This window comes from Streptomyces sp. AM8-1-1, from assembly GCF_032229325.1.
Taxonomy (GTDB): Bacteria; Actinomycetota; Actinomycetes; order Streptomycetales; family Streptomycetaceae; genus Streptomyces; species Streptomyces achmelvichensis.
The window spans coordinates 528,887-550,394 of sequence record NZ_CP135086.1 but is presented as its reverse complement, the minus strand read 5'-3'; the positions used below and the strand labels follow the sequence as shown (position 1 = coordinate 550,394).

Below are 21,508 nucleotides of genomic sequence, written 5' to 3'. Positions count from 1 at the left end.
GGTGTGCTGTACGTCAGCGGCGCCGCAGCGCCTTGTCGGAGAGCGCCGGCGGTGTGTAGTACGAGTCGTCCCGGTTCAGGTCCGTTCCCGGAGGCACGATCTCGTCGATCCGGTCCAGTACGTCCGCGCCGATCTCCACGTCGGCACCCTTCAGCAGGTCCTCCAGGTGCGCGGGCGTCCGCGGGCCGATGATGACGGAGGTGACGGCCGGGTGTGAGCGGACGAACGCGATGGCCATGTGCCGCAGCTGAAGGTCCGCCTGGTCGGCCACCTCCGTCAGCTCGGTCACGGCCTGCAGTTTTGCCGCGTTGCCCGGGCGCGACGGGTCGAACTTGTTCTGCTCCATCGCCGCGCGCCCGCTTCCCGCCGAGAGGTCGACGTCCGACGCCTTGCCGTACTTTCCGGAGAGCCAGCCCGCGCTGAGCGGACCCCAGGTCAGCACGCCCATCCCGTAGCGCTGGGCCGTCGGCAGCACTGATCCTTCGACGCCCCGGGCGAGGATCGAGTACGGCGGCTGCTCGGTCCGGAAACGCACATGACCCCGCCGTTCGGCCGTCCACTGGGCCTCGACGATCTGTTCCGCCGGAAACGTCGAGTGGCCGATGGCGCGGACCTTGCCCGCCCGGACGAGATCGGACAGGACGGACAGGGTCTCGTCGATGTCCGTGTGCGGGTCGGGCCGATGGACCTGATAGAGGTCGATCCAGTCGGTGTTCAGCCGCCGCAGGCTGTTCTCGACGGCCCGGGTGAGCCAACGCCGTGAGTTCCCGCTGCTGTTGGGGTCCTCGCCCATCGAACTGTGGCCCTTGGTGGCCAGCACGACGGAGTCCCGGCGCCCCTTGAGCGCCTTGCCGACGATCTCCTCCGACTCGCCCTGGCTGTAGACATCGGCGGTGTCGACGAAATTGATCCCGGCGTCCAGGGCGCGGTGGATGATCCGCACCGATTCGTCGTGGTCCCGGTTGCCCCAGGCGCCGAACATCATGGCGCCGAGGGCGTATTCGCTCACCGAGATGCCTGTGCCGCCGAGAATCCTGCGCTTCATCAGAGCTGTTCCTTGTCTCGAATGCGGGAGTGCCACCGCGATGGCGGATGTCGTGCTGTGCCCGTGGCAGCCGGGGCGCGCCCCCTGGGAGCGGGAAGGGGGAGCGGGTCAGGGGAAGGTGACGACGACCTTGCCCCGAATGTGCTGGGTGGCGAAGTCGTTGACTGCCTGCGCGGCGTTCGCGAAGGGGTAGCGGGCGCCGATCTCCACCTGGAGCCGTCCGTCCGCCGCGCGTGCGGCGAGATCGTCGAGCTCCCCGGGCTGCGCCTGGAACGAGCCGATGTAGACGGACTCGACGTCACGACCGAGGTCGGCGGGTCCGTACAGCGGGGACACCAGCCGGCCGCCCGGGCGGGCAGCGCGTGCCGTACCCGCCAGCCCGTCACCCGAGTTCACCAGGTCGATGACGACGTCGACACCGCCGGGCACCAGACGCAGCACCTCCTCCACCACATCCGTCCGCCGGTAGTCGACGGTGTCGTCGCACCGAGGCCACGCAGATACTCCGCGTCCTCCGCGGTCGACGTGGCGATCACGCGGGATCCGATCGCGTGGACGAGCTGCACGGCGAACATGCCGATACCGCCGGTCGCCCCGATCACCAGCACACTCTCGTCGGCCGTCGGCCGTCGGCCGTACGGCCCGCAGCAGATTCACCGCGGTCAGACCGGATTCGGGGATCGCCGCCGCGTGCTGACTGTCGAGACCGGCGGGACGCCGGGCGAGCAACGGCCCGGACGACGCCACCGTGTACTCCGCGACGGCGCCCGCACCGCCCCCGGTGAAGACGAGCACAGGATCGCCCGCAGAGTAGCGAGTGACGTTCTCGCCGACCTCGACGACGGTCCCCGCGGCGTCCATGCCGACCACCAGCGGATGGTCTGCCGGGTAGCTCTCCTTCGCCGCGCCGGTGATGAGCATCAGGTCGAGCGGATTGAGCGCGGCGGCCTCGACCTTGACCAGGACCTGGTCCGGTCCGGGCGTGGGAGTGGGGTGCTCGGTGACGGCGACCTGGTCCAGCGGAACGTAGTCGGGCGCGACAAGGGCTCGCATCGGGTTGCTCCCTGACGTGGCGTGAGGAGCGACCTCGGCGTACGCGGCGGCTCCGGGGCACCCGGTGTGAGGGCCCTTGTCTCTTCTACGCGGCCGCCCGGGCTCGAGCGAGGAGCGTGACCGTGGGAGGGGCCGAACGGGCGTCGTCCATCCACTCCTGGCCATTGGCGTTCCGCTGTGGTGAGTGCCGACGCTCGTCCGGACGGGAGCACCGGAAGTCAGCACCGGAAGGCAGCACCGGACGAAGGCCGGGACAGAGGGAGGGCGGGAGGAGGCCCGCCATGCTGGAGGCCCCCCGTTCATCAGCCCTCAGGCGGGGAAACCGGGCGGTGTCCGACCGGCCCAAGCCCTCAGGCGGGGAAACCGGGCGGTGTCCGACCGGCCCAGGGGCGAGCCGTCTCCAGTTGCGCGGAGAGCGACAGCAGCGTCGGCTCGTCGTCCCGACGGCCGACCAGCTGCACCGCGAGTGGCAGGCCGTCGGCGGAGAAGCCGGCCGGTACCGAGGCCGCGGGGTTGCCGGTGACGTTCCACAGCGCGCAGTAAGCGATCATCGGCATCGCCCGCAGCGCGGCCCGCACCGTGCCCGTGCCGCGCAGTCGCCCGGTCGCGGGCGGCAGACCCGCCATCGTCGGGGTGAGCAGCACATCGATCCGCTCGAAGACTCTGTTCGCCTTGGCGGCGGTGCGCTCGCCCTGTTCGAGCGCCCATCGAGTGACGCGCGGACGGACCCAGCTGCCGAGGCGGACCGTCTCACGCGTCCGCCGCTCCAGCCGGCCGTAGTCGTCCATCGCGAAGGCCTCGGTCCGCAGACCGGCGAACCACTGCGGTACGAACGCGGCCGTCGGGTCCGGGTAGCGCGGGTCGACCTCCTCGACGTGGTGGCCCAACTCCGCCAGCAGCGTGGCGGTTTCCTCGACTGCCCGGACGACCTCCGCCGCCGGCCGTACACCGACGGAGGCCGACTTGGTCGACCAGCCGATCCGCAGCTGCCGGGGTTCGGTGACGGCGGCGGCGAACGAGGTGGCCGGGTCGGCGGCGCGGAACATGTCGCCGGGCAGCGAGCCGCGGATCGCGTCGTGGACGAGTGCGGAGTCCAGCACGGAGCGCGTCAGGGGGCCGAGCACGCCCAGACCCCACCAGAGGTGGGGATGCGGTGAGGTGCTGACACGGCCGCGTGAGGGCTTCAGCCCGAACAGGCCGCAGCTGGCGGACGGGATCCGGATCGAGCCGCCGCCGTCGCCACCGATGGCGGCCGGGACCAGGCCGGCCGCGACGGCCGCGGCAGAGCCACCGCTGGAACCGCCCGGCGAATGCCCGGGTGCCCAGGGGTTGAGCGTGGCGCCGTGCGCCGACGACTCGGTGAACGGGAAGAGGCCGAACTCGGGCATGTTCGTCTTGCCGATGACCACGGCCCCGGCTGCGCGCAGCCTGCGCACCACCTCGCTGTCGGCCGCCGCCGGCCGGCTGTTGGCCGCAGTTCCGAACGTCGTCACCTGGCCCTCGACGTCGTTCTCCTCCTTGATCGCGACCGGTACCCCGTGCAGCGGGCCACGGTCGGCCTGCGGGGTCCCGTCCCGGCGGTCGGCCTCGGCGAGGGCCTCCTCGGCCATCACCACGGTGAACGCCGTGAGGCTGCCGTTGTGCCGTTCGATACGGGCGAGGTGCAGCTCGGTGAGTTCACGAGCCGACACGTCCCCGGCGCGGACGGCCTTCGCCTGTCCGGCGACACCCGCATAGGCAAGATCGTCAGTCATGGCGGGAAACTACATCCGTTCGGGGGCGGGGGAGAAGGGCAGAAACTGCGCTCCCTTGCGGCAGCCGAGCCGGGCGGTCACCCCGGACGCGAGCCGCTGTGTGCGGCCGTCGCGGTTCGGCGAACGCGGTGAGCGCACCGAACCGCCACGAAGCACCTGTCCGACGAAGCACCTGTCCGGAGACCGGTGACCTGCTCGCCGGCCCACGTCCTGGCTGCGGAGCCGGTTGCGGCAACGAGCCGCACCGACCGCTCCGGCCCATGGGAGTCCGGGGGCGCGGCGGACAGTCGCCAGGTCAGTCCTCGGTGAACTCCTTCTGCGAACAGACCTCGCCGGGCCCGTTCCAGCACAGCTTCAGGAGGTACTTCGCGCCGTAGGGAATGACGTTGTAGTCGAAGTAGCCGCAGCCGGAGTCACCGCCGTCCTGCTTCGTCTCCTTGAGCTGCCAGCCCGCCAGGTAGACGTACAGCTTGCCGGTGACCCCGTGACCGTCCGCACGCGTGTCGCAGACGCGGAACGTGTCCGGGTCGGGGTCGAGGTGGGTCATCGTGCCGATGGTGTGACCGCCGCGGGACAACCGCAGTGTGGTGTCGGCCGCGGCGGCCGTCCCCGACGCCGCGGCGACAAGCGTGATCGCACCGACCGCGGCGACGGCGGCACGGGCCCCGTAGATCTTCCTCACCGAAACTCCTTGTGAAGTGTTCATGCTGAATTGATCCACTTCACCGTACCGGGCGGGCAAGAGCGGTCGGTGCGCCGGGTGTTGGCCGCCGGTGAGGGGACGTTCGCTCTGCTTGCGGCGTCACGCGAGGGCTTGTCACCCGGACCGGGTGAAGTCCGTGGCCGCGGCCATCTCGGTGACCACATCGAGCAGTCTGTGCAAGGCGGGGGAGTCGTTGCCGGACAGCCACACCATCTCGGTGGGGACGGACTCCCCCGTCAGGGGTACGAACACCACACCGGTCCGGCGCAGATTGCTCGCCGACCGGGCCAGCCGCGTCACCCCGACACCGGCCGCCACCAGTCCGAGCAGGCTCTGCACGCTCGCGTCGCGCCGCACCACATCGGGAGTGAATCCGGCCGCGCGGAAGGATTCGTCGAATGCCCGGTGCCAGGGTTCCCACGAGCTGCGCGGGGTCAACACCCAGTGCTCGCCCGCCAGCTCACCGAGGCTCAGCTCCGCGCGCTGTGCGAGCGGGTGGCCCTCGGGAAGCACGGCGCACACCGGCTCGCTGACCAGCGTTCTGGTCTCGAGGCCCTCCACCAGCGGAGGCCGTGTGAACGCGACGTCGTAGCGCCCTTTGCGCAGACCCTCGACCAGAGGGGCGATCGTCGTCTCCTCCGTCGCCACGTCGAGTCCCGGCAGCCGTCGTCCCACGGCCCGGACCACCGGGGGAAGCAGATAGTTGGTCGTGGTGGCGAGGAAGGCGAGTCGGAGGCTGCCGAGCTCGCCGCGTGCGGCTCGCGCCACGACGTCCATCGCCTCGTCGGCCCGGTCGAGTACCGCACGGGCCTCCGGGAGGAACAACGCCCCGACGGCGGTCAGGCTGGTGCCACGGCTGTCGCGGTCGAAGAGTCTCACCGCCAGCATGCGCTCCAAGAGGCTGATCTGCTGGGACAGCGACTGCTGGCTGATCATGAGTCGCTCGGCGGCGCGTGTGTAGCTGGACTCCTCGGCGACGGCGACGAAGTACCTCAGCTGCCGAAGATCAGGGGTCACAGGCAGAGCCTACAGCGACGACAGGCAGCCGGTGTTGGACGCTCCTCGCGCCTCGGAACAACCATTGACCTCGACAGACACCACGTTGAAGGGCATGGCTGATGACGATGAGCAGGCAGGACCGCGTCTGGTTGATCACGGGATGCTCGGCCGGGTTCGGCCGGGAGATCGCGCTCGCGGCGCTGGCCGCCGGAGACCGGGTCATGGCCACGGCGCGCCGCCCGGAGACCCTCGCCGATCTGGCGGAGACCGGGGGCGAGCGGATCAGCACGGCAGCGCTGGACGTCACGGATCCCGCCTCGGTCCAGGCCGCGGTGGACGCGACGCTCGCTGTGTTCGGCCGCATCGACGTCCTGGTCAACAACGCCGGATACAGCGTGATCGGGGCTGTGGAGGAGACCTCGATGGAGCAGCTGCGCGCGATGATGGAGGTCAACTTCTTCGGTGCCGCGGAACTCACGAAGGCGGTCGTCCCCCTGATGCGGGAGCAGGGTTCCGGGACGATCGTGCAGATGAGCTCCCTCGGCGGCCGGATCACCTTTCCCGGCATGGGCGGCTACCACGCGACGAAGCACGCGCTCGAAGGGCTCAGCGAGTCGCTCTCGACCGAGCTGGCTCCCTTGGGAATCCGGGTACTGCTGGTGGAGCCGGGCATGTTCCGTACCCGGATGAGCAGCAGCCTGCAGTTCACCCCCGAGATCCCGGGCTACGAGGCGACCTCGGGCGGGCTCCGGCAGCTGGTCACGGGCATCGTGGGCACTGAACCCAACGATCCGGTCAAGGGCGCCGCGGCCATCCTCGAGGTCCTGGAGGCCGAGAACCCGCCGCTTCGCCTCGTACTCGGCGGGGACGCGGTCGACGCGCTGCGCGAGCACGACGAGTCGCTGCTGGCCGACGTCACCGCATGGGAGGCCCTCAGTCGCTCGACTGCGGTGTCCTGACCCCTGAGCAGCACAGATGCGGTCGGGACCGGCCAGGGTCCAGATTTCCAAGCCAGAAGTGTTACGTTTGTTTTCCCAACCCAGCTTCCGGGACGCGTCGGCCCTCCGCCCTGGGGCGTGGCCGACGAGGGGCTCCCGGGGCAGCGGCTCCTCCCGGCCCACCCCCGGCCCGGGATCGCGAAAGGACCGACCGGCATGACGAACCCCTCCGCCGTGGACGACGTGCACAACTTCTTTGCGCACGTCTGGCAGTCCCCGCAGAACTACGACGCGATCGATGATCTTGTGGTCGAGGACTTCGTCCTCATCACCGGCGGCAGGCGCGTCGAGTCCCGGGCCGCCTTCAAAGAGTGGGCACGGAGCTTCGGTACGGTCATCGACAATCTGGAGTTCGAGGTCGTCGAGTCGTTCGCGAACCACGACGGTTCACGCGTGGCCTCCATGTGGCGCCTGACCGGCAACAACAACGGGGCCCTTCGAACCACCCCCGACGGGGCGCCGATCGAGATGACCGGCACGGCGGTGTGGGCGGTGCGCGAAGACGGAAAGCTGCTGTGGAACCGCGTCGAGCGCAACGCGTTCGAGGTCTACCAGCAGCTCACGAACGGTGCGGCGTAGTCTCGCCGCAGCTCGCACACGGCGCACTCGCGCCCGGCGCACGGACAGGATTCGGATACGTGGCGATGCACGTGGACACGACGACGGCAGCGGACGCGGATGAGCCGGGCGCGCGCGGCGAGGTGTGTTCCATCCAGCGCAGCCTGGACATCCTGGGCCAGAAGTGGGCCTTCCTGATCGTCCGCAACGCGCTGCGCGGCACCACCCGGTTCTCCGACTTCCGCAAGGAGCTGGGCATCCCGACGGACGTGCTGAGCGCGCGCCTGTCCACCCTGGTGGACGCGGGAATCTTCGAGCGCGAGTCCTACCAGGAGACCGGATCGCGCATCCGCCACGCGTACCGGCTGACCCGTCGCGGCCAGGAGCTCAAGGTCGTCCTGGCCGCCTTGCAGCAGTGGGGCGAGGAGAACCGTCCCGCTCCCGGCGTCCCGGCCACGTACATCCAGGAACGCGGCGGTGGCAACGTCCAGGTCGCGATGCTCGACGAGGACGGGCACGTCCTCGACATCGACGACGTACGCCTGGTGCCGGCAGAAGTGGCGCGCGGAATCCGGTCGCGGGCGAGCGCCGGGACGCACCCGGTCGACGAGGCACGTTCGGGACAGGGCTGAAACTCCGGGACGGTGAGGGTGACGTCGCGGCGTCGGGCTGCCCCGCTCCCCGTCAGGCGGAGGCGTCGAGCTGGTCGCGCACCCAGGCGGGGTCGGGGTTGACGTGCGGCCGGCCGGCCACGAAGACCGTCGGTACGGTCTCATTGCCGTCATTGACCGCTCGCACCGCTGCCGCGCCGGCCGGATCGCGCCAGATGTCGACCCAGTGCACCTGGCGGGCGCGCCGGCCGAGCCGAATGCGCATGCGCAAGCAGTACGGGCAGCCCGGCCGCCAGAAGACGGTCGGCCGGCCGTCGACCGTGCTGCGGCGCTGTGCCTCCAGCGCACCGATGGACCTCGGGAAGATCAGCGGGGAGTTCGTCGCTGCGAGCAGCACGAACAGCAGGAGGAGCGCTACGGCGGTGACGGGGCTCCCTCCGAGGAGCAGCCCGGTCGCCACGACTGAGCCGCAGAGCACGAACAGCAGTGGCGAAATCCAGGCGCGCGTCATGACAGCAGAGCCTAAGGGCTGTCCCATGATCCCCCCTCGCCGCGTCCGGAGTGGCCCCGCCCAGCACTGTTCGCCGGCCGGGACGGGACGACACCGGAGCGGTCGTCGCAGCGCGTCAGACACGCACCGTGAAGGGAGGGCGAGCGCCGTTGAGGAAATGGTCGCCGATGTCGCGCAGTCGGTGGGAGGAGGGCGTCTGCGCCGTCAGTACCCGCGCGTTGCGCCAGAACCGGTCGAGGCCCGTGCCGCCGTCCAAGTCGTCCGCGTCGGCGGTGAGTTCCAGCAGCCGCGTGGTGGTGTGCACGGCGGTCCTGCCGGTGACGGCTTCGGCGGCGGAGACGAGCACGGCGACGTCCGCGTGATGGTCGACGCTCAACTCCGGCCCCAGCGCCACCGCATCGGCCAGTGCCTGCGTCGCATGCTCGACGACCGTGGCGGAGGTGTGGGCGCCGATCGCCAGTTCTCCGTAGGCAAGGAGGAGGTACGGATCGTCGCTCGGCCGCTCGGCGTACGCACCGCCCATCGTGGTGGCCGCCGGGACGGGCGGTGCCGTACGGCTGATGTCCCGCGCCTCCGTGAGAGCTCCCTCGGTGAGCCCGAGCGCGACATGAGCGAGCAGGAGCCGCAGGGCGAGCGGCGCGAGGGCGCTGAAGGGGGATGTGGTGTGCTCGTCGCGGGGAAGGGCGCAGAGCACATGATCCGCGCTGCTCACCGGCACATTGTCGAAGTCGACGCTGCCCGCGCCCGCCAGCCGCTGACCGACCCGCTCGCTCGCCGCCTCGACCAGGACGCCGGGATGCGCCGGGTCCACGAGCACCAGCAGTAAGTCACCCGTCTTGGCACACGTCGCGCCCAGGATCAGCCGGTCGGCCACGGTGACCCCCGCGGCAAAGCTCCTGCGGCCGCCCAGCACGTACCCCGTGCCCGTCGGCGCGAGCATGAGGTCGGTGGGCGAGCCGGCCGGGATGTCGATGCTGCCGCCCAGCAGCCCATGCTCCTCGGCGACCCGCGGCTCATGACGACCTGCGGTGTCGGCGGAGCCGAAGAAGCGCGTGCTCCACGCCAGGGCGTAGTGGCGGGCGAGGAGTTCGCCCATGGAACTGTCGGCCGCCGCTATCTCGCGGACCACGGCGCAGGCGGTGCGCCAGTCGGAGCCCTGTCCTGTCGTGCGGGTGGGGGTGAGCAGATCCAGGAGACCGGCTTCGCGCAGTCGCTCGACCTCGTCGGTGGGGGACTTGCCCGCGCGTTCGCGTGCGATCGCGTCGGTGGCGAGATCGTCCGCGAGTTCCCGGACGATGCGCGGCCACGGAGTCTCCTCCACCGGGGTCGGTGGGAGCGACTGCCCATCGGCGGACTTCTTCGGCATTACGCATCCTTCCCCGGCCGGGCAACAGGATCGGCGTTCTCCCGCGGTCCCCTGATTCCTAGTATTCCTACTGGATTAGTAGGGATACTCGCAGAGGTGGTGCCCGGGCCCAAGAGGACGTTCAGATGGTGGACAAGTCGATCCGTGTGGTGAGCGGTTGGAGCTGCGGTCGGACCGTCAGGGGTTCGTCCAGGCGGCGGCGTCCTCGGCGAGGGCGGACACCCTGGTGGGCAGCTCGGCCGATGCGACATCGGCCAGCGTCACGCCTTCGAGGATCTCGCGGACGTTCGCCCGGAGCGCGATCCACAGCGGCAGCAGCGACTCGGCGGGACCGGTGTAGGACAGTTCCGGGGGCCGCACGCCGCGTACCGAGACGAGGGGCCCGTCCACGGCGCGGATCACGTCGGCGATGCTGATCGATTCTGCGGGCAGCGCCAGACGATAGCCGCCACCGCCGCCGCGCCGGCTGGCCACGAGGCCGCCGCGGCGCATGTCGTTCAGGATGCCCTCGAGGAACTTGTGCGGAATGCTCTGGGCGTCGGCGATGGCCTCCGCCTTCAGCGGTCCGGCGTCCCGGAACGCGGCGAGTTGCAGCGCGGCGCGTACCGCGTAGTCCGCCCTGGCTGAGATCCGCATGCGGCCAGATTATCCCGCACCGGCCTGGCCGGTGCCGGGCATCGCCGCTCCGGGGCCGCAGCCACGGGCGGCCGGCCGAGCCGGCCGCCGATGCCGGGCGTCAGACGTCTGCGGTGTCCTTGCACTCCCAGCGCAGCAGGTCGCCCGGCTGACACTCGAGCACCTCGCAGAGCGCGGCGAGCGTCGCGAAGCGCACCGCCTTGGCGCGGCCGTTCTTGAGTACTGCCAGGTTGGCCGGCGTGATGCCGACGCGGTCCGCGAGCTCGCCCACGGACATCTTCCGCCTGGCCAGCATGACGTCGATGTCGACGGCGATCGGCATCAGATCACCTCTGCCAGCTCGGCCTGCATCCGCGCGGCCTCGACGTCACGCGCCACTGACTGCGCGAGCAGCATCCGCAGCACCAGCACGATGAGGGCGACCCCCAGGGCCGCCATGACGCCCCCGCCCAGCAGGAGGACGATGCCCGGTGGGACGGCCTCACCCGGCGCCAGGACGACGCCGAGCGCGAACAGCAGGAGAGCGGCCGCCACGATCGCGCCGATCACGATGTGGACGTACCGGAAGGCGGCGTCGGAGAAGACGGTGCCGCGTCGGACCATCGTCACGAGCCGCCACACACAGACGAGGACGACCTGGACCGTCACGATGCCCAGGACAGTGATCACCAGGAACGGGGTACGGAGGTGCGCGACGTCCGCGTCGAGGCTCTCCATGTCGATGGCCAGCAGCGGCACCATCACGGCCTGGACGAACACCGAACCGGCGAGCAGGCCCACGAGTACAGCCCGCAGCGCAAGGACTGTCAGCTTTCCCATCACGTCTCCTTCAATCGAGCAGCGATGGAAATCTATCGAGAAACGATAGGCAGGGCAAGTGGTGGGCCGCTGCAGGCACCTGCCGCCTGAGCGGCGCTCGGGGAGGGCGCGCTCGTGTGAACGACGGGAGGGGCTCACAGCCAAGCCGGCTGTGAGCCCCTCCCGTCGTCCTGGGCCGGCCCGCTCTCGTACGAGCACGAGCCGACCCGGACGCCTTCGATCAGACGAGGTCGAACCGGTCCAGGTCCATGACCTTGGCCCACGCCGCGACGAAGTCGTTCACGAACTTCTCCTTCGCGTCGTCGCTCGCGTAGACCTCCGCGAGCGCGCGCAGCTCGGAGTTCGAGCCGAAGACGAGGTCGGCACGGGTGCCGGTCCACTTGACGGCGCCCGAGGCGTCACGGCCCTCGAAGGTCGTCTGGTCGCCGGAGGTCGACTTCCACGTCGTGCCCAGGTCGAGCAGGTTGACGAAGAAGTCGTTGGTCAGCACGCCCGGGGTGTCCGTGAACACGCCGTGCGAGGACTGCCCCTGGTTGGCACCCAGGACGCGCAGACCACCGACGAGGGCGGTCATCTGCGGCGCGCTCAGGGTGAGCAGGTTGGCCCGGTCGAGCAGCAGGTACTCGGCCGGCAGGCGGTTGCCCTTGCCGACGTAGTTGCGGAACCCGTCGGAGGACGGCTCCAGCGCGGCGAACGACTCGGTGTCCGTGTGCTCCTCGGTCGCATCCACACGGCCCGGCGTGAAGGGGACCTCCACGTCGAAGCCCGCGTCCTTGGCGGCCTTCTCGACCGCGGCGGCACCGCCGAGGACGATCAGGTCGGCCAGGGAGACCTTCTTGGCGCCGGAGTTGAACTCCGACCGGACGCCCTCCAGGACGCGCAGGACCTGCGCGAGCTGGTCGGGGTTGTTGACCTCCCAGCCGTTCTGCGGCTGCAGACGGATACGGGCGCCGTTGGCACCGCCGCGCTTGTCGCTGCCGCGGAACGTCGAGGCCGACGCCCACGCGGTGGAGACCAGCTGCGAGACGGTCAGCCCCGACTCCAGGAGCTTGGCCTTGAGCGCCGCGGCTTCCGCGGCGTCGATGGCCGCGCCCTCGGCCTGCGGCAGCGGGTCCTGCCACAGCATCGTCTCCGCCGGGACCTCCGGGCCGAGGTACAGGGACTTCGGGCCCAGGTCACGGTGGGTCAGCTTGTACCAGGCGCGGGCGAAGGCGTCCGCGAACTCGGCCGGGTTCTCGTGGAAGCGGCGCGAGATCGGCTCGTAGATCGGGTCGAAGCGCAGCGAGAGGTCGGTGGTGAGCATCGTGGGCCGACGCTTCTTCGACGCGTCGTGCGCGTCGGGGATGATCTCCTCGGAGTCCTTGGCCACCCACTGGTTGGCGCCGGCGGGGGACTGGGTCAGCTCCCACTCGTAGCCGAAGAGGATGTCGAAGAAGTCGTTGCTCCACTGGGTCGGCTTGGTGGTCCAGGTGACCTCGAGACCGGAGGTGATGGCGTCGCCGGCCTTGCCGGAGCCGTGGGTGGACTTCCAGCCCAGGCCCTGCTCCTCCATGGAGGCGGCCTCGGGGTCGTTGCCGACGGCCTCGGCCGGGCCGGCGCCGTGGGTCTTGCCGAAGGTGTGACCACCGGCGATGAGGGCGACGGTCTCCTCGTCGTTCATCGCCATGCGGCGGAACGTCTCACGGATGTCGCGGGCCGCCGCGATCGGGTCCGGGTTGCCGTTCGGGCCCTCCGGGTTGACGTAGATGAGGCCCATCTGGACGGCGCCGAGCGGGTTCTCCAGCTCACGGTCGCCGGTGTAGCGCTGGTCGTCGAGCCAGGTGGTCTCGGGACCCCAGTACACGTCCTCGTCGGCCTCCCAGACGTCGGCACGGCCGCCGGCGAAGCCGAAGGTCTCGAAGCCCATCGTCTCCAGCGCGACATTGCCCGTGAGGATCATGAGGTCGGCCCAGGAGATGGACTGGCCGTACTTCTTCTTGACCGGCCACAGCAGACGGCGGGCCTTGTCCAGGTTGCCGTTGTCCGGCCAGCTGTTCAGGGGGGCGAAGCGCTGCTGGCCACGGCCGCCACCACCGCGGCCGTCGCTGATGCGGTAGGTGCCGGCGCTGTGCCAGGCCATACGGACCATCAGCGGGCCGTAGTTGCCGAAGTCGGCGGGCCACCAGTCCTGCGAGGTGGTGAGCACCTCGGCGATGTCACGCTTCACGGCCGTGAGGTCGAGAGCCTGGAACGCCTCGGCGTAGTCGAACTCCGCACCGAGCGGGTTGGCGACGACCGGGTCCTTGGCAAGGATCTTCAGGTTGAGCCGCTCCGGCCACCACTGGCGGTTGCCACCGCCCTGGGTGGGGTGCGCGGCGCGGTCATGTGCGACCGGGCAGCCGCCGCCGGTGCCCTCCGTTTTCGCGTCGGTGACGATTGCGTCGTGGTTCTCGGACATGGAAATCCTTCCGGAGGGGGCGGATCGCTGTGCTCAGGAACTGCAGTGGATGGATCGGTCGGGATACAGGCCCCGGTCGGTCACGTGGACCTCGTGAGCCGAGAGGCCGTGGTCGCCGCAGGCGGTCGGTCTCACCGTCCCGCGGGCCGCTCGGCCCTTGCCGACGACGACCCGAAGCGCGGTCTCGTACCGGGCCCGCGGGCAGGTTCGGCGCACGCTGCCGGCCGGGGTGCGTCCCGCCGCGACAGGCGCGTGGAGGGCTTCGCACGGGGCCGGGGTGTGATGCCGCTCACGCGGTCGCTCGTCCCGGAGGGGTCGGAGGGAGTCGTCTCGATGGGAGGACGGTCGCCGTTCCGCCGGTCTCGGGGAGCGCCACGCGGGCGGCCGTCACCTGCGCGCCGGCCCGGCACAACCGCTCGGCGGTGGTCGCGTCACGTCTTCTCTCCTGTCCTGCGGGAACAGTCGGGAGCAGTCCTGTCCCTTGGCTATTGCCGGAACCGATCCTACGATGGACAGAGTCCAGGTCAACAAGTGCGCCAAGCTCGTATTCAATCGGAACCCTGGCGTCCGCCGGGTAGCCTTCGGGTATCCCGCCGCATCTGAATAGGTGAACCGATATGAGTGACCTGCTGGAGCGACTACGAGGGCGTGGCTGGCGGATGACCTCCCAGCGGCGTGTCGTTGCGGAGGTCCTGGCCGGTGACCACGTGCATCTCACGGCAGACGAGGTGCACGCTCTCGCCGTGCAGCGGCTGCCCGAGATCTCCCGGGCCACCGTCTACAACGCCCTGGGCGAACTGGTCCTGCTCGGAGAGGTCATAGAGGTCTCCACCGACGGCCGCGCCAAGCGCTACGACCCGAACGCCCACCACCCGCACCAGCACTTGGTGTGCTCGCAGTGCGGCACCGTCCGCGACGTCCACCCGACGGGCAATCCGCTCGCCGACCTCCCGGCGGACGAACGGTTCGGCTTCACCGTGTCCCAGGTCGAGGTCACCTACCGCGGACTGTGCCCGACCTGCGCCTGAGGGACAGCTCCTAGGGCCGTCGTCGGGATCCTGCCGAGCCCCTGAACCGCACCGCGCCGCTCGGAAACCAGGTGCGGTCGGTCGGTGCGCTGGTGTCTGCTCGGGTCCATGGCGATGAGGTTGGGCAAGCCGGGAGCCGACGGGCTGGGCGACGTCGTGGACGTGCTGCGGGAGTGGCAGTCCGAGGGGGCTCCGATGCAGCTGCATCCGGGGGACCTGGGCTGGTTCTGGCGGTGGGGCGCGGAAGTGACAGCGGCGGCGGTCAGGACGTGGACCACGGACGGACGGATCCTCGCCGTCGGGCTGCTGGACGGTCCTGAGCTGTTGCGGCTGACGATGGCGCCGGACGCGCTGCGGGACGAGGAATTGGCGCGGCGCTTGGTCGAGGACGTGACCGAGCCCGAGCGAGATGTACTGCCTGCGGGGAGGGTGAACGTCGAGGCGCCGGTGGGTGCCTTGGTCCAGGATCTCCTGTGCGAGCGCGGCTGGAGGGCCGACGAGCCGTGGACGCCGTTGCGCCGCGACCTCACGGAGCCGGTGAAGGACCCTGGCGTGCGGATCGAGGCGGTCGGGCCTGAGCAGGCGCACGTGTTTGCCGCCGTGGTCCGGGGAGCCTTCGAGGGCTCGACGTTCACCGAGGAGCGCCGGCACGCGATGGCGGCCGGACTGCCGTACGCCGATGCCCGGTGCCTGGTCGCCTACGACGAGCGGGGCAACGCCGTGGCGGCGGTGACGGTGTGGTCGGCCGGCCCCGGCAGGCCCGGATTGCTCGAACCGATGGGCGTGCACCGGGAACACCGCCGCCAGGGCTACGGCCACGCGATCACCCTCGCCGCGGCGGCCGCACTCCAGGAACTGGGTTCGTCGAGCGCGCTCGTCTGCACCCCGAGCTCCCATGCCGCCGCCGTCGCCACGTACAGGAGGGCCGGCTTCCGGCAACGGCCCGAGGTGCGGGACCGATACCGGGACGCCTAGGTTCTGCCCGACGGCTCGCGGGAACAGGACTCACCTCGTTCTGGCCTGCATGAAGCCGATACGCCTGATGCAGAAGGGAGGCGCTCGCCACCACTTAGGGTTCCTGTATGACGACCACACTCGGCCTGCGGGAGATCACCCCCGCCAACGTCGACGCCGCGATCGGTCTGCGGGTCCGTCCGGATCAGGAGCACTTGGTCGCGCCGGTCGTGAAGTCTCTGGCCGAGGCGTATGTCTACGGGCCGACAGCGTGGCCCCGCCTGATCGTTGACGGTGACGTTCCCGTCGGATTTCTCATGGCCTTCCTCGACCTGGACTGGAGCGGCGACGGCACGGACATCCGTTCCGGCCTCTGGCGGCTCAACATCGCAGCCGGTCAGCAGGGGCGGGGATGCGGACGCTTCGCGGTCGAGTCGGTCGCCGCCGAGATCCGTCGTCGCGGCGGAACCCGCCTGACCACCACCTGGCATCCGGGTGCGGGTGGCCCCGAGGGCTTCTACCTCGGGCTGGGGTTCCGGCTGACGGGTGAGACCAGCGGGGGCCAAACAGTGGGTGAGCTGGACCTGCGCTAGGACTCGGCCCCGTCGGACAGTGTCCGGGCAACTGCCGCGATCTCCACGGCCGGTGGCCCTGCGGCCCTGCTCCTGAGGCCCTGTCCGGGTGATCGCCGGGCACACTGGGCGACATGCCTGTTTCGCTGCATCACATCGTCATCGACGCCCACGACCTGCCTGCCCTCGCCCGGTTCTGGGCCGAGGTGCTGCGCTGGCGGATCCTGTCCGAGCGGGAGCGGGAGGTGGTCATCGGGCCGGACGAGACCGCGCCCGTGGGGATCTGCTTCATGCCTGTGACGGACCGAAAGGTCGTCAAGAACCGCCTGCACCTCGACCTGACCTCGGCAGCGGAGGACCGGGAGGCCGAGATCGAGCGCATCGTCGCACTCGGTGCCCGCCGGGCCGATGTAGGGCAGAGCGGCAGTGAGTCGTGGACGGTGCTGGCCGATCCGGAGGGGAACGAATTCTGTGTGGTCCGCCCGAAGGAGACTCTCATCGGGTAACCAGTGCGGTCCGGACGGCTGCGCGATGGCGCGGCCACTGCACGGCTGAGCTGGGAGTCCGTACGGCGGGGCTGAGGGGGCGGCGCAGGGGCGTCGCGCGCGCCGGTCCGCCCCTCGGCCGCGAAGCCGAGCACGCGGTGCTTCAGCCTTCCTCAGGATTCTGCCGATGAGAGTGCGACGCTTGATGGCAACACGTGCGAAATCGGCGGATAAGAGGGAGAAACGCGCATGCCGCTCTATCTGTCAAGGTTCAGCTACACACCGGACACCTGGGCCAGGATGATCGGCAACCCGGAGGACCGCAGAAGAGCCGCTCGGACGTACATCGAGTCGGTCGGCGGAAAGCTCCACGGGTTCTGGTACGCCTTCGGCGAGCACGACGGCTACACCCTCTGGGAAGCCCCCGACAATGTGTCCATGGCCGCCGTCGCGCTGGCGATCACCGGAGGGGGCGCGCTCGGGTCGCTCGAAACGACAGTGCTCCTCACCGTCGACGAAACGATCGACGCCCTGCGCAAGGCCGAGGAGGTTCAGTACCGACGGCCTGGCGCATAGTCCCGCTCAGCCGGGGGATCAGCCGAGGACGAGCGGGAGTCTCGCGGTGAGACCGCCCAGTTCGGCCTTCTCCGCCCCGGTCGGGGCGCGCCGTCCCGTGCCGACGAGAAGCGCCTCCTTGTCGGAGAACGAGGCGGGGAAGGGCGTCCCCGCGATCTTCTCCAGCATCGCGCGGGACAGGGCGAGCCCTTCCACAGGTGGTTCCGCCGCGTGCGGGAGGTGCGCCACCAGGTCGAGGTGGTGCAGCGTCCACTCCATGACGTATGCGGTGAGGTAGTCGCCCGCGGTGAGGACCTCGTCGCGGGTACGGACCCGACGTGCGGAGTCGGCGAGTTCGGCGGCGCGGCCGGCGGCGGAGCCGACGTCGTCGAGGTGGAATTGGAGCAGGTGAGGTTCTCCGTACGCGGCGGCCAGCCGGACCGTCAGCGCGTCGAGCGGATCGTCGCCGGTCGGCGGCGTATCGGTGACCTCCCAATAGGTCACCGCGTCGCGGGTCGGTTCCGTGTCGGCGGGGGTCGCGAGGGTGATCAGAACGTCCTGAGCATCGATGACCAGATGGCACACCAGGTCCCGCACGAGCCAGCCGGCACAGCCGGACGGCTGTCCGAAGTCCTCGTCCGCGAGTGCGGCGACCGCCGCGCGCAATGCCGTCCACGAGCGTGAGAAGAGATCCACATCGGCACGGTAGTGCGGTGCCGCAGTGGCGGACAAACATGCGTCGGGACCGTCGGATCGCGCCGGAGGCGGAGGGGGGCAAGGCCTCCGCGACGCCCCCCAGGCCGGTGGGGGAGGGCATCCTGAGCGCCTGTGACGCGCGTGGGTCGTTGACCGGATTGGTGAGGGCGCGCTGTATAGGGTCTGGGCAACCGTCCTCCTCGGCAAGGCCGCCCCGCCCCGCATACGACGGGACTTTGCGGCAGGCCGTGAGCGCAGACATGACTTCGATCATCAGGAGTGCTGCCGTGCCATCCAGAGAGACGTCATCTGCGCCCGGCGGGCTCGGCCGTAACCGTGAGAGCGCGATGCTCGCGCTGCTGTCCTTCGCGATGCTCATCGTCTCGCTCGACCAGTACATCGTGGTCGTGGCACTTCCCGACATCGCCCGCGACCTCGGCTACTCCGCGCAGACTCTTCAGTCGGTCATCAGCGCCTACGCGGTCGCCTCGGCCGGGTTCCTCCTGTTCGGCGGACGTGCCGCCGACTTGCTCGGGCGACGGCGCGTCCTTGTCACCGGCCTCGCGCTGTATGCCGGGGCCGCCCTCGTGGGAGGACTCGCCACCGGGCCCGGAACGCTTCTCGCCGCCCGCGCGATTCAGGGGCTCGGCGGGGCGCTGGTCTTTCCCACCACCCTGGCGCTCATCAACACCACCTTCGCCGAAGGCCGGGCCCGCAACCGCGCGTTGGGGATCTGGGGAGGGTCGGGCGCGGCAGGGCTCGTCATCGGTGTGCTGCTCGGCGGGATTCTGACGCAGGCGTTCGGCTGGGAAGCGGTCTTCTTCGTCAACGTCGCCCTGGCAGGGCCCGCGCTGGTGCTCGCCCTTGTCGTCATTCCCCGGGACGGAGAACGCGAAAGGGGCCGCAAGTTCGACCTGCCGGGCGCGCTCAGCGTCACCTTCGGGGTCACGCTCATCGTGTTCGCCCTCGTTCAGGGCCCCGGACTGGGCTGGCTGTCGCCGGGCATCGTGCTCAGTGCGGTGGCGGGCATCCTGCTGCTCGGAGCGTTCTTCGTCATCGAGCGGCGCAGCAACGACCCGCTGATGCCGACCGAGTTGCTCTCCAACCGCAACCTCATCACCGGTGTGTTCATCGCCTTCATGTTCATGGCGACCTTTGGCTCCGTGCTCTACTTCCTGTCCATCTACTTCCAGGAGATTCTGGGTTACGACCCGTTGCAGACCGGTGCCGGCTTCCTCATCCCCACGGCTGTGGTCGTGGCCGGTTCGACCTTCGCCGGCCATCTCGTGACGCGGTTCGGTCTCCGGCGCACGCTGGCCGCGGCTCACATCATCGGCGCGCTCGGCGCGGTCGGCCTCGGCCTGGCGATCTCGCCGGACGGTACCTACGTCGGACTCGTCCCCGGCCTCGTGGCGCTCAGCATCGGCGACGGAGTGGTCTTCACCGGCATGTTCATCGCCGCCGCCACCGGAATCCCCGACCGGCAACAAGGCATCGCCTCCGGCATCGCATCCACCGGCTCGGGAGCGGGCGCCGCTGTCGGCCTCGCCATCCTCGTCCTGGTGGCGACCGCGGGCCTGGACGGCCTCTCCGGTGAAGAGCTCCACGTCGCCACCGCCGAGGGAATCAGAACCGCGCTCTTCGCCGCCGCGGGCGGCATCGTGCTGACCTTCCTCGTCACCCTGCGCCGCTGCCCGACACCGCCCGAGCGGGGGCTCACTCCTGTGCCGTACCAGACCCGTCGCTGCTGACCGCGCGCCGGCGAGCACGTCGTCCTGGCGAACGACCCCATGGTGCGGCGCTACGTCCACGGTCGCCGAGCACAGCGGCGAACGAGAGGTGAGTGCGGGAGACGCAGGTCACATTCGCCCATGTCACACGGCGTCCTGCTACCTCGTCTCAGGTGTGTACCCACTGACGACCACAGAGGAGCCCACCATGGACGCGCGACTGAACTATTTCGCCAGCCCCACCGCCGGCAAGGTCATCAAGTACGTCATGTCGGCGGGCAAGACGCTCAAGGACGGGCCGGTTCCGGCCGCGACGCAGGAGCTGGTAGCCCTGCGCGTGAGCCAGATCAACGGCTGCGCCGTCTGCGTCGACATGCACACCAAGGACGCCGCCGCGGCCGGTGAGACCGCGGTGCGGCTGAATCTGGTCGCGGCGTGGCGGGAGGCCACCGTCTTCACCGAGGCCGAGCGGGCCGCGCTGGCACTGGCCGAGCAGGGGACCCGGGTTGCCGACGGGGCCGGTGGGGTCAGCGACGAGGTGTGGGCGTATGCCGCGAAGCACTACGACGAGGAGCAGCTCACGGCCCTGGTGATCCTGGTTTCCTTCATGAACATGGTGAACAGGCTGAACGTCGTCACACAGCAGCCGGCCGGCAGCTACGAGCCCGGACAGTTCCACTGAACGAGATCAGCACCTGATGTGAGGGAGGGGCCGGCGTGAGCAAGGTCGAGGAGTTCGAGGAGCTGCGGCCACTGCTGTTCTCGATCGCCTACCGGATTCTGGGCAGCGTGAGTGAGGCCGAGGACGCGGTGCAGGAGACATGGCTGCGGTTCGACGGCTCGTCGACCCGGCCCACGTCGACCAAGGCCTTTCTGTCCGCAGCGGTGACGCGGATCGCCATCGACGTGCTGCGTTCCGCGCGGGTGCGGCGGGAGGAGTACGTGGGCCCGTGGTTCCCCGAGCCGTTGCTCAGCGATCCGTACGAGGACCCGGCGCGGGCGGTGGAGCTGGCCGACTCGGTGTCGATGGCCGCGCTGCTGCTGCTGGAGCGGCTCAGCCCGCTGGAGCGGGCGGTGTTCGTGCTGCGCGAGGTGTTCGCCTTCGGGTTCGACGATGTCGCCGCGGCGGTGGGGCGCTCGGAGGCGGCGTGCCGGCAGTTGCTGGTGCGGGCGCGACGGCACATGGACGCCGGGCGGCCGCGGTTCGCGGCTGACGGGCAGGAACAGCGAGAACTGGCGACGCGGTTCTTCGAGGCGCTGAAGGACGGCGATGTGGAGGGACTGCAGGATCTGCTGGCGGCCGATGTGCAACTGGTCGGGGACGGCGGAGGCAAGGCCCCGCAGCTGGCCAGGGCGGTCACGGGCGCGGAGAAGGTGGCCCGGTTGCTCGCCACGTTCATCCTCCGGCTGGTCCGGCTCGATGTGTCCTTCGAGCCGCATCAGATCAACGGCCGGCCCGGGGCGGTCTTCCGGGACCGGGACGGAAAGGTGCTCCACATTCTGGCCCTGGACGTGCTCGACGGGCGGATCCAGACCATCCGCGGGGTGATCAACCCCGACAAGCTCGGCCACATAGGGCCGGTCGCCGACGCCTGGGCCATCGACCGTGAGGTGAGGCAGGTCCGTCGGCGGATGAACTGACCGTGGCATGCAGCGGTCCGGCCCTGCCGTCCGGCGTCCGCACCCGCCTGACGGGCCGTCGCATACGTACGGTCCCAGCCGTGGTCAGTCGTCTTCGGGCTCGGGCTCGAACGTGAAACAGATGGTCGGCGTGCGGGGCTCGGCCTCGTCGTACGCGTCATCCCACGCCACCCCTGCGCACGCCGCTCATGACGACGCCCGGTGGGACCGCCGCGCATCCGGAAGGGTTCTTCAGCCGGTCACGCGGCGAGGTGCCGGAGCCGGTCTGCCGACGCGACACAGGGCGCCGGGCGGCCGTGCCCAGGTCAGGACGCGCAACGCGTGAATTCCGCGTGGTCTCTCACCAGGGTCCGGTCG

General features: G+C 70.2%; 23 protein-coding genes. 11 read left to right on the top strand and 12 right to left on the bottom strand.

All coding sequences use genetic code 11. The annotated features are described in order from the left end of the window. Window positions 1–13: 13 nt before the first annotated feature. The 5 genes from RPQ07_RS02425 to RPQ07_RS02405 all read right to left on the bottom strand — a co-directional run bounded on the left by RPQ07_RS02425 (window position 14) and on the right by RPQ07_RS02405 (window position 5,572). On the bottom strand, window positions 14–1,045 hold the full coding sequence (locus tag RPQ07_RS02425; RefSeq protein WP_313942303.1) for an aldo/keto reductase: 1,032 nt from the start codon (window positions 1,043–1,045) through the stop codon (window positions 14–16). A gap of 108 nt (window positions 1,046–1,153) precedes the next feature. After that, complete coding sequence (locus RPQ07_RS02420; protein WP_313942302.1) at window positions 1,154–2,098, bottom strand: NADP-dependent oxidoreductase; 945 nt, start codon at window positions 2,096–2,098, stop codon at window positions 1,154–1,156. Between the two features lie 350 nt (window positions 2,099–2,448). Beyond that, the gene (locus tag RPQ07_RS02415) at window positions 2,449–3,852 is read right to left on the bottom strand and encodes an amidase (RefSeq protein ID WP_313942300.1); all 1,404 of its coding nucleotides are present in this window, start codon (window positions 3,850–3,852) and stop codon (window positions 2,449–2,451) included. A gap of 295 nt (window positions 3,853–4,147) precedes the next feature. Continuing rightward, window positions 4,148–4,534, bottom strand: a complete 387-nt coding sequence (locus RPQ07_RS02410) for a hypothetical protein (RefSeq protein ID WP_313942299.1) — start codon at window positions 4,532–4,534, stop codon at window positions 4,148–4,150. 135 nt (window positions 4,535–4,669) lie between these two features. Then, on the bottom strand, window positions 4,670–5,572 hold the full coding sequence (locus RPQ07_RS02405) for a LysR family transcriptional regulator (protein WP_313942298.1): 903 nt from the start codon (window positions 5,570–5,572) through the stop codon (window positions 4,670–4,672). 101 nt (window positions 5,573–5,673) lie between these two features. On the opposite strand from RPQ07_RS02405, the gene RPQ07_RS02400 reads away from it, so the two are divergent. The 3 genes from RPQ07_RS02400 to RPQ07_RS02390 all read left to right on the top strand — a co-directional run bounded on the left by RPQ07_RS02400 (window position 5,674) and on the right by RPQ07_RS02390 (window position 7,742). After that, on the top strand, window positions 5,674–6,513 hold the full coding sequence (locus RPQ07_RS02400) for an oxidoreductase (protein WP_313942297.1): 840 nt from the start codon (window positions 5,674–5,676) through the stop codon (window positions 6,511–6,513). 195 nt (window positions 6,514–6,708) lie between these two features. After that, a complete protein-coding gene (locus RPQ07_RS02395) occupies window positions 6,709–7,131 on the top strand; it encodes a nuclear transport factor 2 family protein (protein WP_313942296.1) in 423 nt (140 codons plus the stop codon). A gap of 65 nt (window positions 7,132–7,196) precedes the next feature. After that, window positions 7,197–7,742, top strand: coding sequence for a helix-turn-helix domain-containing protein (locus tag RPQ07_RS02390; protein ID WP_313948753.1), 546 nt, complete (start codon window positions 7,197–7,199; stop codon window positions 7,740–7,742). A gap of 52 nt (window positions 7,743–7,794) precedes the next feature. Here RPQ07_RS02390 and RPQ07_RS02385 read toward each other — a convergent pair whose 3' ends face one another. The 6 genes from RPQ07_RS02385 to katG all read right to left on the bottom strand — a co-directional run bounded on the left by RPQ07_RS02385 (window position 7,795) and on the right by katG (window position 13,490). After that, window positions 7,795–8,232 (bottom strand): glutaredoxin domain-containing protein, encoded by a 438-nt coding sequence (locus RPQ07_RS02385; RefSeq protein WP_313942295.1) that lies wholly within the window; start codon window positions 8,230–8,232, stop codon window positions 7,795–7,797. A gap of 115 nt (window positions 8,233–8,347) precedes the next feature. Continuing rightward, window positions 8,348–9,598: an acyl-CoA dehydrogenase family protein gene (locus RPQ07_RS02380; protein WP_313942294.1), complete on the bottom strand. Its 1,251-nt coding sequence runs from the start codon at window positions 9,596–9,598 to the stop codon at window positions 8,348–8,350. Between the two features lie 177 nt (window positions 9,599–9,775). Continuing rightward, complete coding sequence (locus tag RPQ07_RS02375; protein WP_313942293.1) at window positions 9,776–10,234, bottom strand: Rrf2 family transcriptional regulator; 459 nt, start codon at window positions 10,232–10,234, stop codon at window positions 9,776–9,778. Between the two features lie 100 nt (window positions 10,235–10,334). Beyond that, entirely contained in the window at window positions 10,335–10,556 is a 222-nt protein-coding gene (locus RPQ07_RS02370) for a helix-turn-helix transcriptional regulator (RefSeq protein ID WP_313942292.1), read from the bottom strand. Beyond that, window positions 10,556–11,053: a DUF2975 domain-containing protein gene (locus tag RPQ07_RS02365; RefSeq protein WP_313942291.1), complete on the bottom strand. Its 498-nt coding sequence runs from the start codon at window positions 11,051–11,053 to the stop codon at window positions 10,556–10,558. Before RPQ07_RS02365 ends, RPQ07_RS02370 begins: the two co-directional genes overlap by 1 nt. Before the next feature lie 220 nt (window positions 11,054–11,273). Continuing rightward, the gene (gene katG / locus RPQ07_RS02360; protein ID WP_313942290.1) at window positions 11,274–13,490 is read right to left on the bottom strand and encodes a catalase/peroxidase HPI; all 2,217 of its coding nucleotides are present in this window, start codon (window positions 13,488–13,490) and stop codon (window positions 11,274–11,276) included. A gap of 617 nt (window positions 13,491–14,107) precedes the next feature. On the opposite strand from katG, the gene RPQ07_RS02355 reads away from it, so the two are divergent. The 5 genes from RPQ07_RS02355 (at window position 14,108) to RPQ07_RS02335 (ending at window position 17,105) form a co-directional block, all read left to right on the top strand. Then, the gene (locus tag RPQ07_RS02355) at window positions 14,108–14,518 is read left to right on the top strand and encodes a Fur family transcriptional regulator (RefSeq protein WP_313942289.1); all 411 of its coding nucleotides are present in this window, start codon (window positions 14,108–14,110) and stop codon (window positions 14,516–14,518) included. A gap of 108 nt (window positions 14,519–14,626) precedes the next feature. After that, the gene (locus RPQ07_RS02350) at window positions 14,627–15,493 is read left to right on the top strand and encodes a GNAT family N-acetyltransferase (protein ID WP_313942288.1); all 867 of its coding nucleotides are present in this window, start codon (window positions 14,627–14,629) and stop codon (window positions 15,491–15,493) included. Between the two features lie 107 nt (window positions 15,494–15,600). Beyond that, the gene (locus RPQ07_RS02345; protein ID WP_313942287.1) at window positions 15,601–16,065 is read left to right on the top strand and encodes a GNAT family N-acetyltransferase; all 465 of its coding nucleotides are present in this window, start codon (window positions 15,601–15,603) and stop codon (window positions 16,063–16,065) included. A 113-nt stretch (window positions 16,066–16,178) separates the two neighbouring features. Beyond that, window positions 16,179–16,550 carry a VOC family protein gene (locus tag RPQ07_RS02340; protein WP_313942286.1) on the top strand — a complete coding sequence of 124 codons (372 nt, stop codon included), beginning with the start codon at window positions 16,179–16,181 and terminating at the stop codon, window positions 16,548–16,550. A gap of 228 nt (window positions 16,551–16,778) precedes the next feature. Beyond that, window positions 16,779–17,105 (top strand): GYD domain-containing protein, encoded by a 327-nt coding sequence (locus RPQ07_RS02335; RefSeq protein ID WP_313942285.1) that lies wholly within the window; start codon window positions 16,779–16,781, stop codon window positions 17,103–17,105. Window positions 17,106–17,123: 18 nt separating this feature from the next. Here the strand turns inward: RPQ07_RS02335 and RPQ07_RS02330 are convergent, their stop codons facing one another. After that, window positions 17,124–17,780 carry a maleylpyruvate isomerase N-terminal domain-containing protein gene (locus RPQ07_RS02330; protein ID WP_313942284.1) on the bottom strand — a complete coding sequence of 219 codons (657 nt, stop codon included), beginning with the start codon at window positions 17,778–17,780 and terminating at the stop codon, window positions 17,124–17,126. Between the two features lie 260 nt (window positions 17,781–18,040). On the opposite strand from RPQ07_RS02330, the gene RPQ07_RS02325 reads away from it, so the two are divergent. The 3 genes from RPQ07_RS02325 to RPQ07_RS02315 all read left to right on the top strand — a co-directional run bounded on the left by RPQ07_RS02325 (window position 18,041) and on the right by RPQ07_RS02315 (window position 21,151). Beyond that, window positions 18,041–19,531: an MFS transporter gene (locus RPQ07_RS02325; RefSeq protein WP_313942283.1), complete on the top strand. Its 1,491-nt coding sequence runs from the start codon at window positions 18,041–18,043 to the stop codon at window positions 19,529–19,531. Window positions 19,532–19,718: 187 nt separating this feature from the next. Beyond that, window positions 19,719–20,192 (top strand): carboxymuconolactone decarboxylase family protein, encoded by a 474-nt coding sequence (locus RPQ07_RS02320; RefSeq protein WP_313942282.1) that lies wholly within the window; start codon window positions 19,719–19,721, stop codon window positions 20,190–20,192. Window positions 20,193–20,227: 35 nt separating this feature from the next. Continuing rightward, a complete protein-coding gene (locus RPQ07_RS02315; protein ID WP_313942281.1) occupies window positions 20,228–21,151 on the top strand; it encodes an RNA polymerase sigma-70 factor in 924 nt (307 codons plus the stop codon). The last annotated feature ends 357 nt before the right edge of the window (window positions 21,152–21,508 follow it).

Excerpts from the sequence above, each read along its gene's own strand:
- RPQ07_RS02425 (WP_313942303.1), bottom strand. The coding sequence starts at position 1,045 with ATGAAGCGCAGGATTCTCGGCGGCACAGGCATCTCGGTGAGCGAATAC.
- RPQ07_RS02420 (WP_313942302.1), bottom strand. The coding sequence starts at position 2,098 with ATGCGAGCCCTTGTCGCGCCCGACTACGTTCCGCTGGACCAGGTCGCC.
- RPQ07_RS02415 (WP_313942300.1), bottom strand. The coding sequence starts at position 3,852 with ATGACTGACGATCTTGCCTATGCGGGTGTCGCCGGACAGGCGAAGGCC.
- RPQ07_RS02400 (WP_313942297.1), top strand. The coding sequence starts at position 5,674 with ATGACGATGAGCAGGCAGGACCGCGTCTGGTTGATCACGGGATGCTCG.
- RPQ07_RS02395 (WP_313942296.1), top strand. The coding sequence starts at position 6,709 with ATGACGAACCCCTCCGCCGTGGACGACGTGCACAACTTCTTTGCGCAC.
- RPQ07_RS02390 (WP_313948753.1), top strand. The coding sequence starts at position 7,197 with ATGCACGTGGACACGACGACGGCAGCGGACGCGGATGAGCCGGGCGCG.
- RPQ07_RS02385 (WP_313942295.1), bottom strand. The coding sequence starts at position 8,232 with ATGACGCGCGCCTGGATTTCGCCACTGCTGTTCGTGCTCTGCGGCTCA.
- RPQ07_RS02380 (WP_313942294.1), bottom strand. The coding sequence starts at position 9,598 with ATGCCGAAGAAGTCCGCCGATGGGCAGTCGCTCCCACCGACCCCGGTG.
- RPQ07_RS02375 (WP_313942293.1), bottom strand. The coding sequence starts at position 10,234 with ATGCGGATCTCAGCCAGGGCGGACTACGCGGTACGCGCCGCGCTGCAA.
- RPQ07_RS02370 (WP_313942292.1), bottom strand. The coding sequence starts at position 10,556 with ATGCCGATCGCCGTCGACATCGACGTCATGCTGGCCAGGCGGAAGATG.
- RPQ07_RS02365 (WP_313942291.1), bottom strand. The coding sequence starts at position 11,053 with ATGGGAAAGCTGACAGTCCTTGCGCTGCGGGCTGTACTCGTGGGCCTG.
- katG (WP_313942290.1), bottom strand. The coding sequence starts at position 13,490 with ATGTCCGAGAACCACGACGCAATCGTCACCGACGCGAAAACGGAGGGC.
- RPQ07_RS02355 (WP_313942289.1), top strand. The coding sequence starts at position 14,108 with ATGAGTGACCTGCTGGAGCGACTACGAGGGCGTGGCTGGCGGATGACC.
- RPQ07_RS02350 (WP_313942288.1), top strand. The coding sequence starts at position 14,627 with ATGGCGATGAGGTTGGGCAAGCCGGGAGCCGACGGGCTGGGCGACGTC.
- RPQ07_RS02345 (WP_313942287.1), top strand. The coding sequence starts at position 15,601 with ATGACGACCACACTCGGCCTGCGGGAGATCACCCCCGCCAACGTCGAC.
- RPQ07_RS02340 (WP_313942286.1), top strand. The coding sequence starts at position 16,179 with ATGCCTGTTTCGCTGCATCACATCGTCATCGACGCCCACGACCTGCCT.
- RPQ07_RS02335 (WP_313942285.1), top strand. The coding sequence starts at position 16,779 with ATGCCGCTCTATCTGTCAAGGTTCAGCTACACACCGGACACCTGGGCC.
- RPQ07_RS02325 (WP_313942283.1), top strand. The coding sequence starts at position 18,041 with ATGACTTCGATCATCAGGAGTGCTGCCGTGCCATCCAGAGAGACGTCA.
- RPQ07_RS02320 (WP_313942282.1), top strand. The coding sequence starts at position 19,719 with ATGGACGCGCGACTGAACTATTTCGCCAGCCCCACCGCCGGCAAGGTC.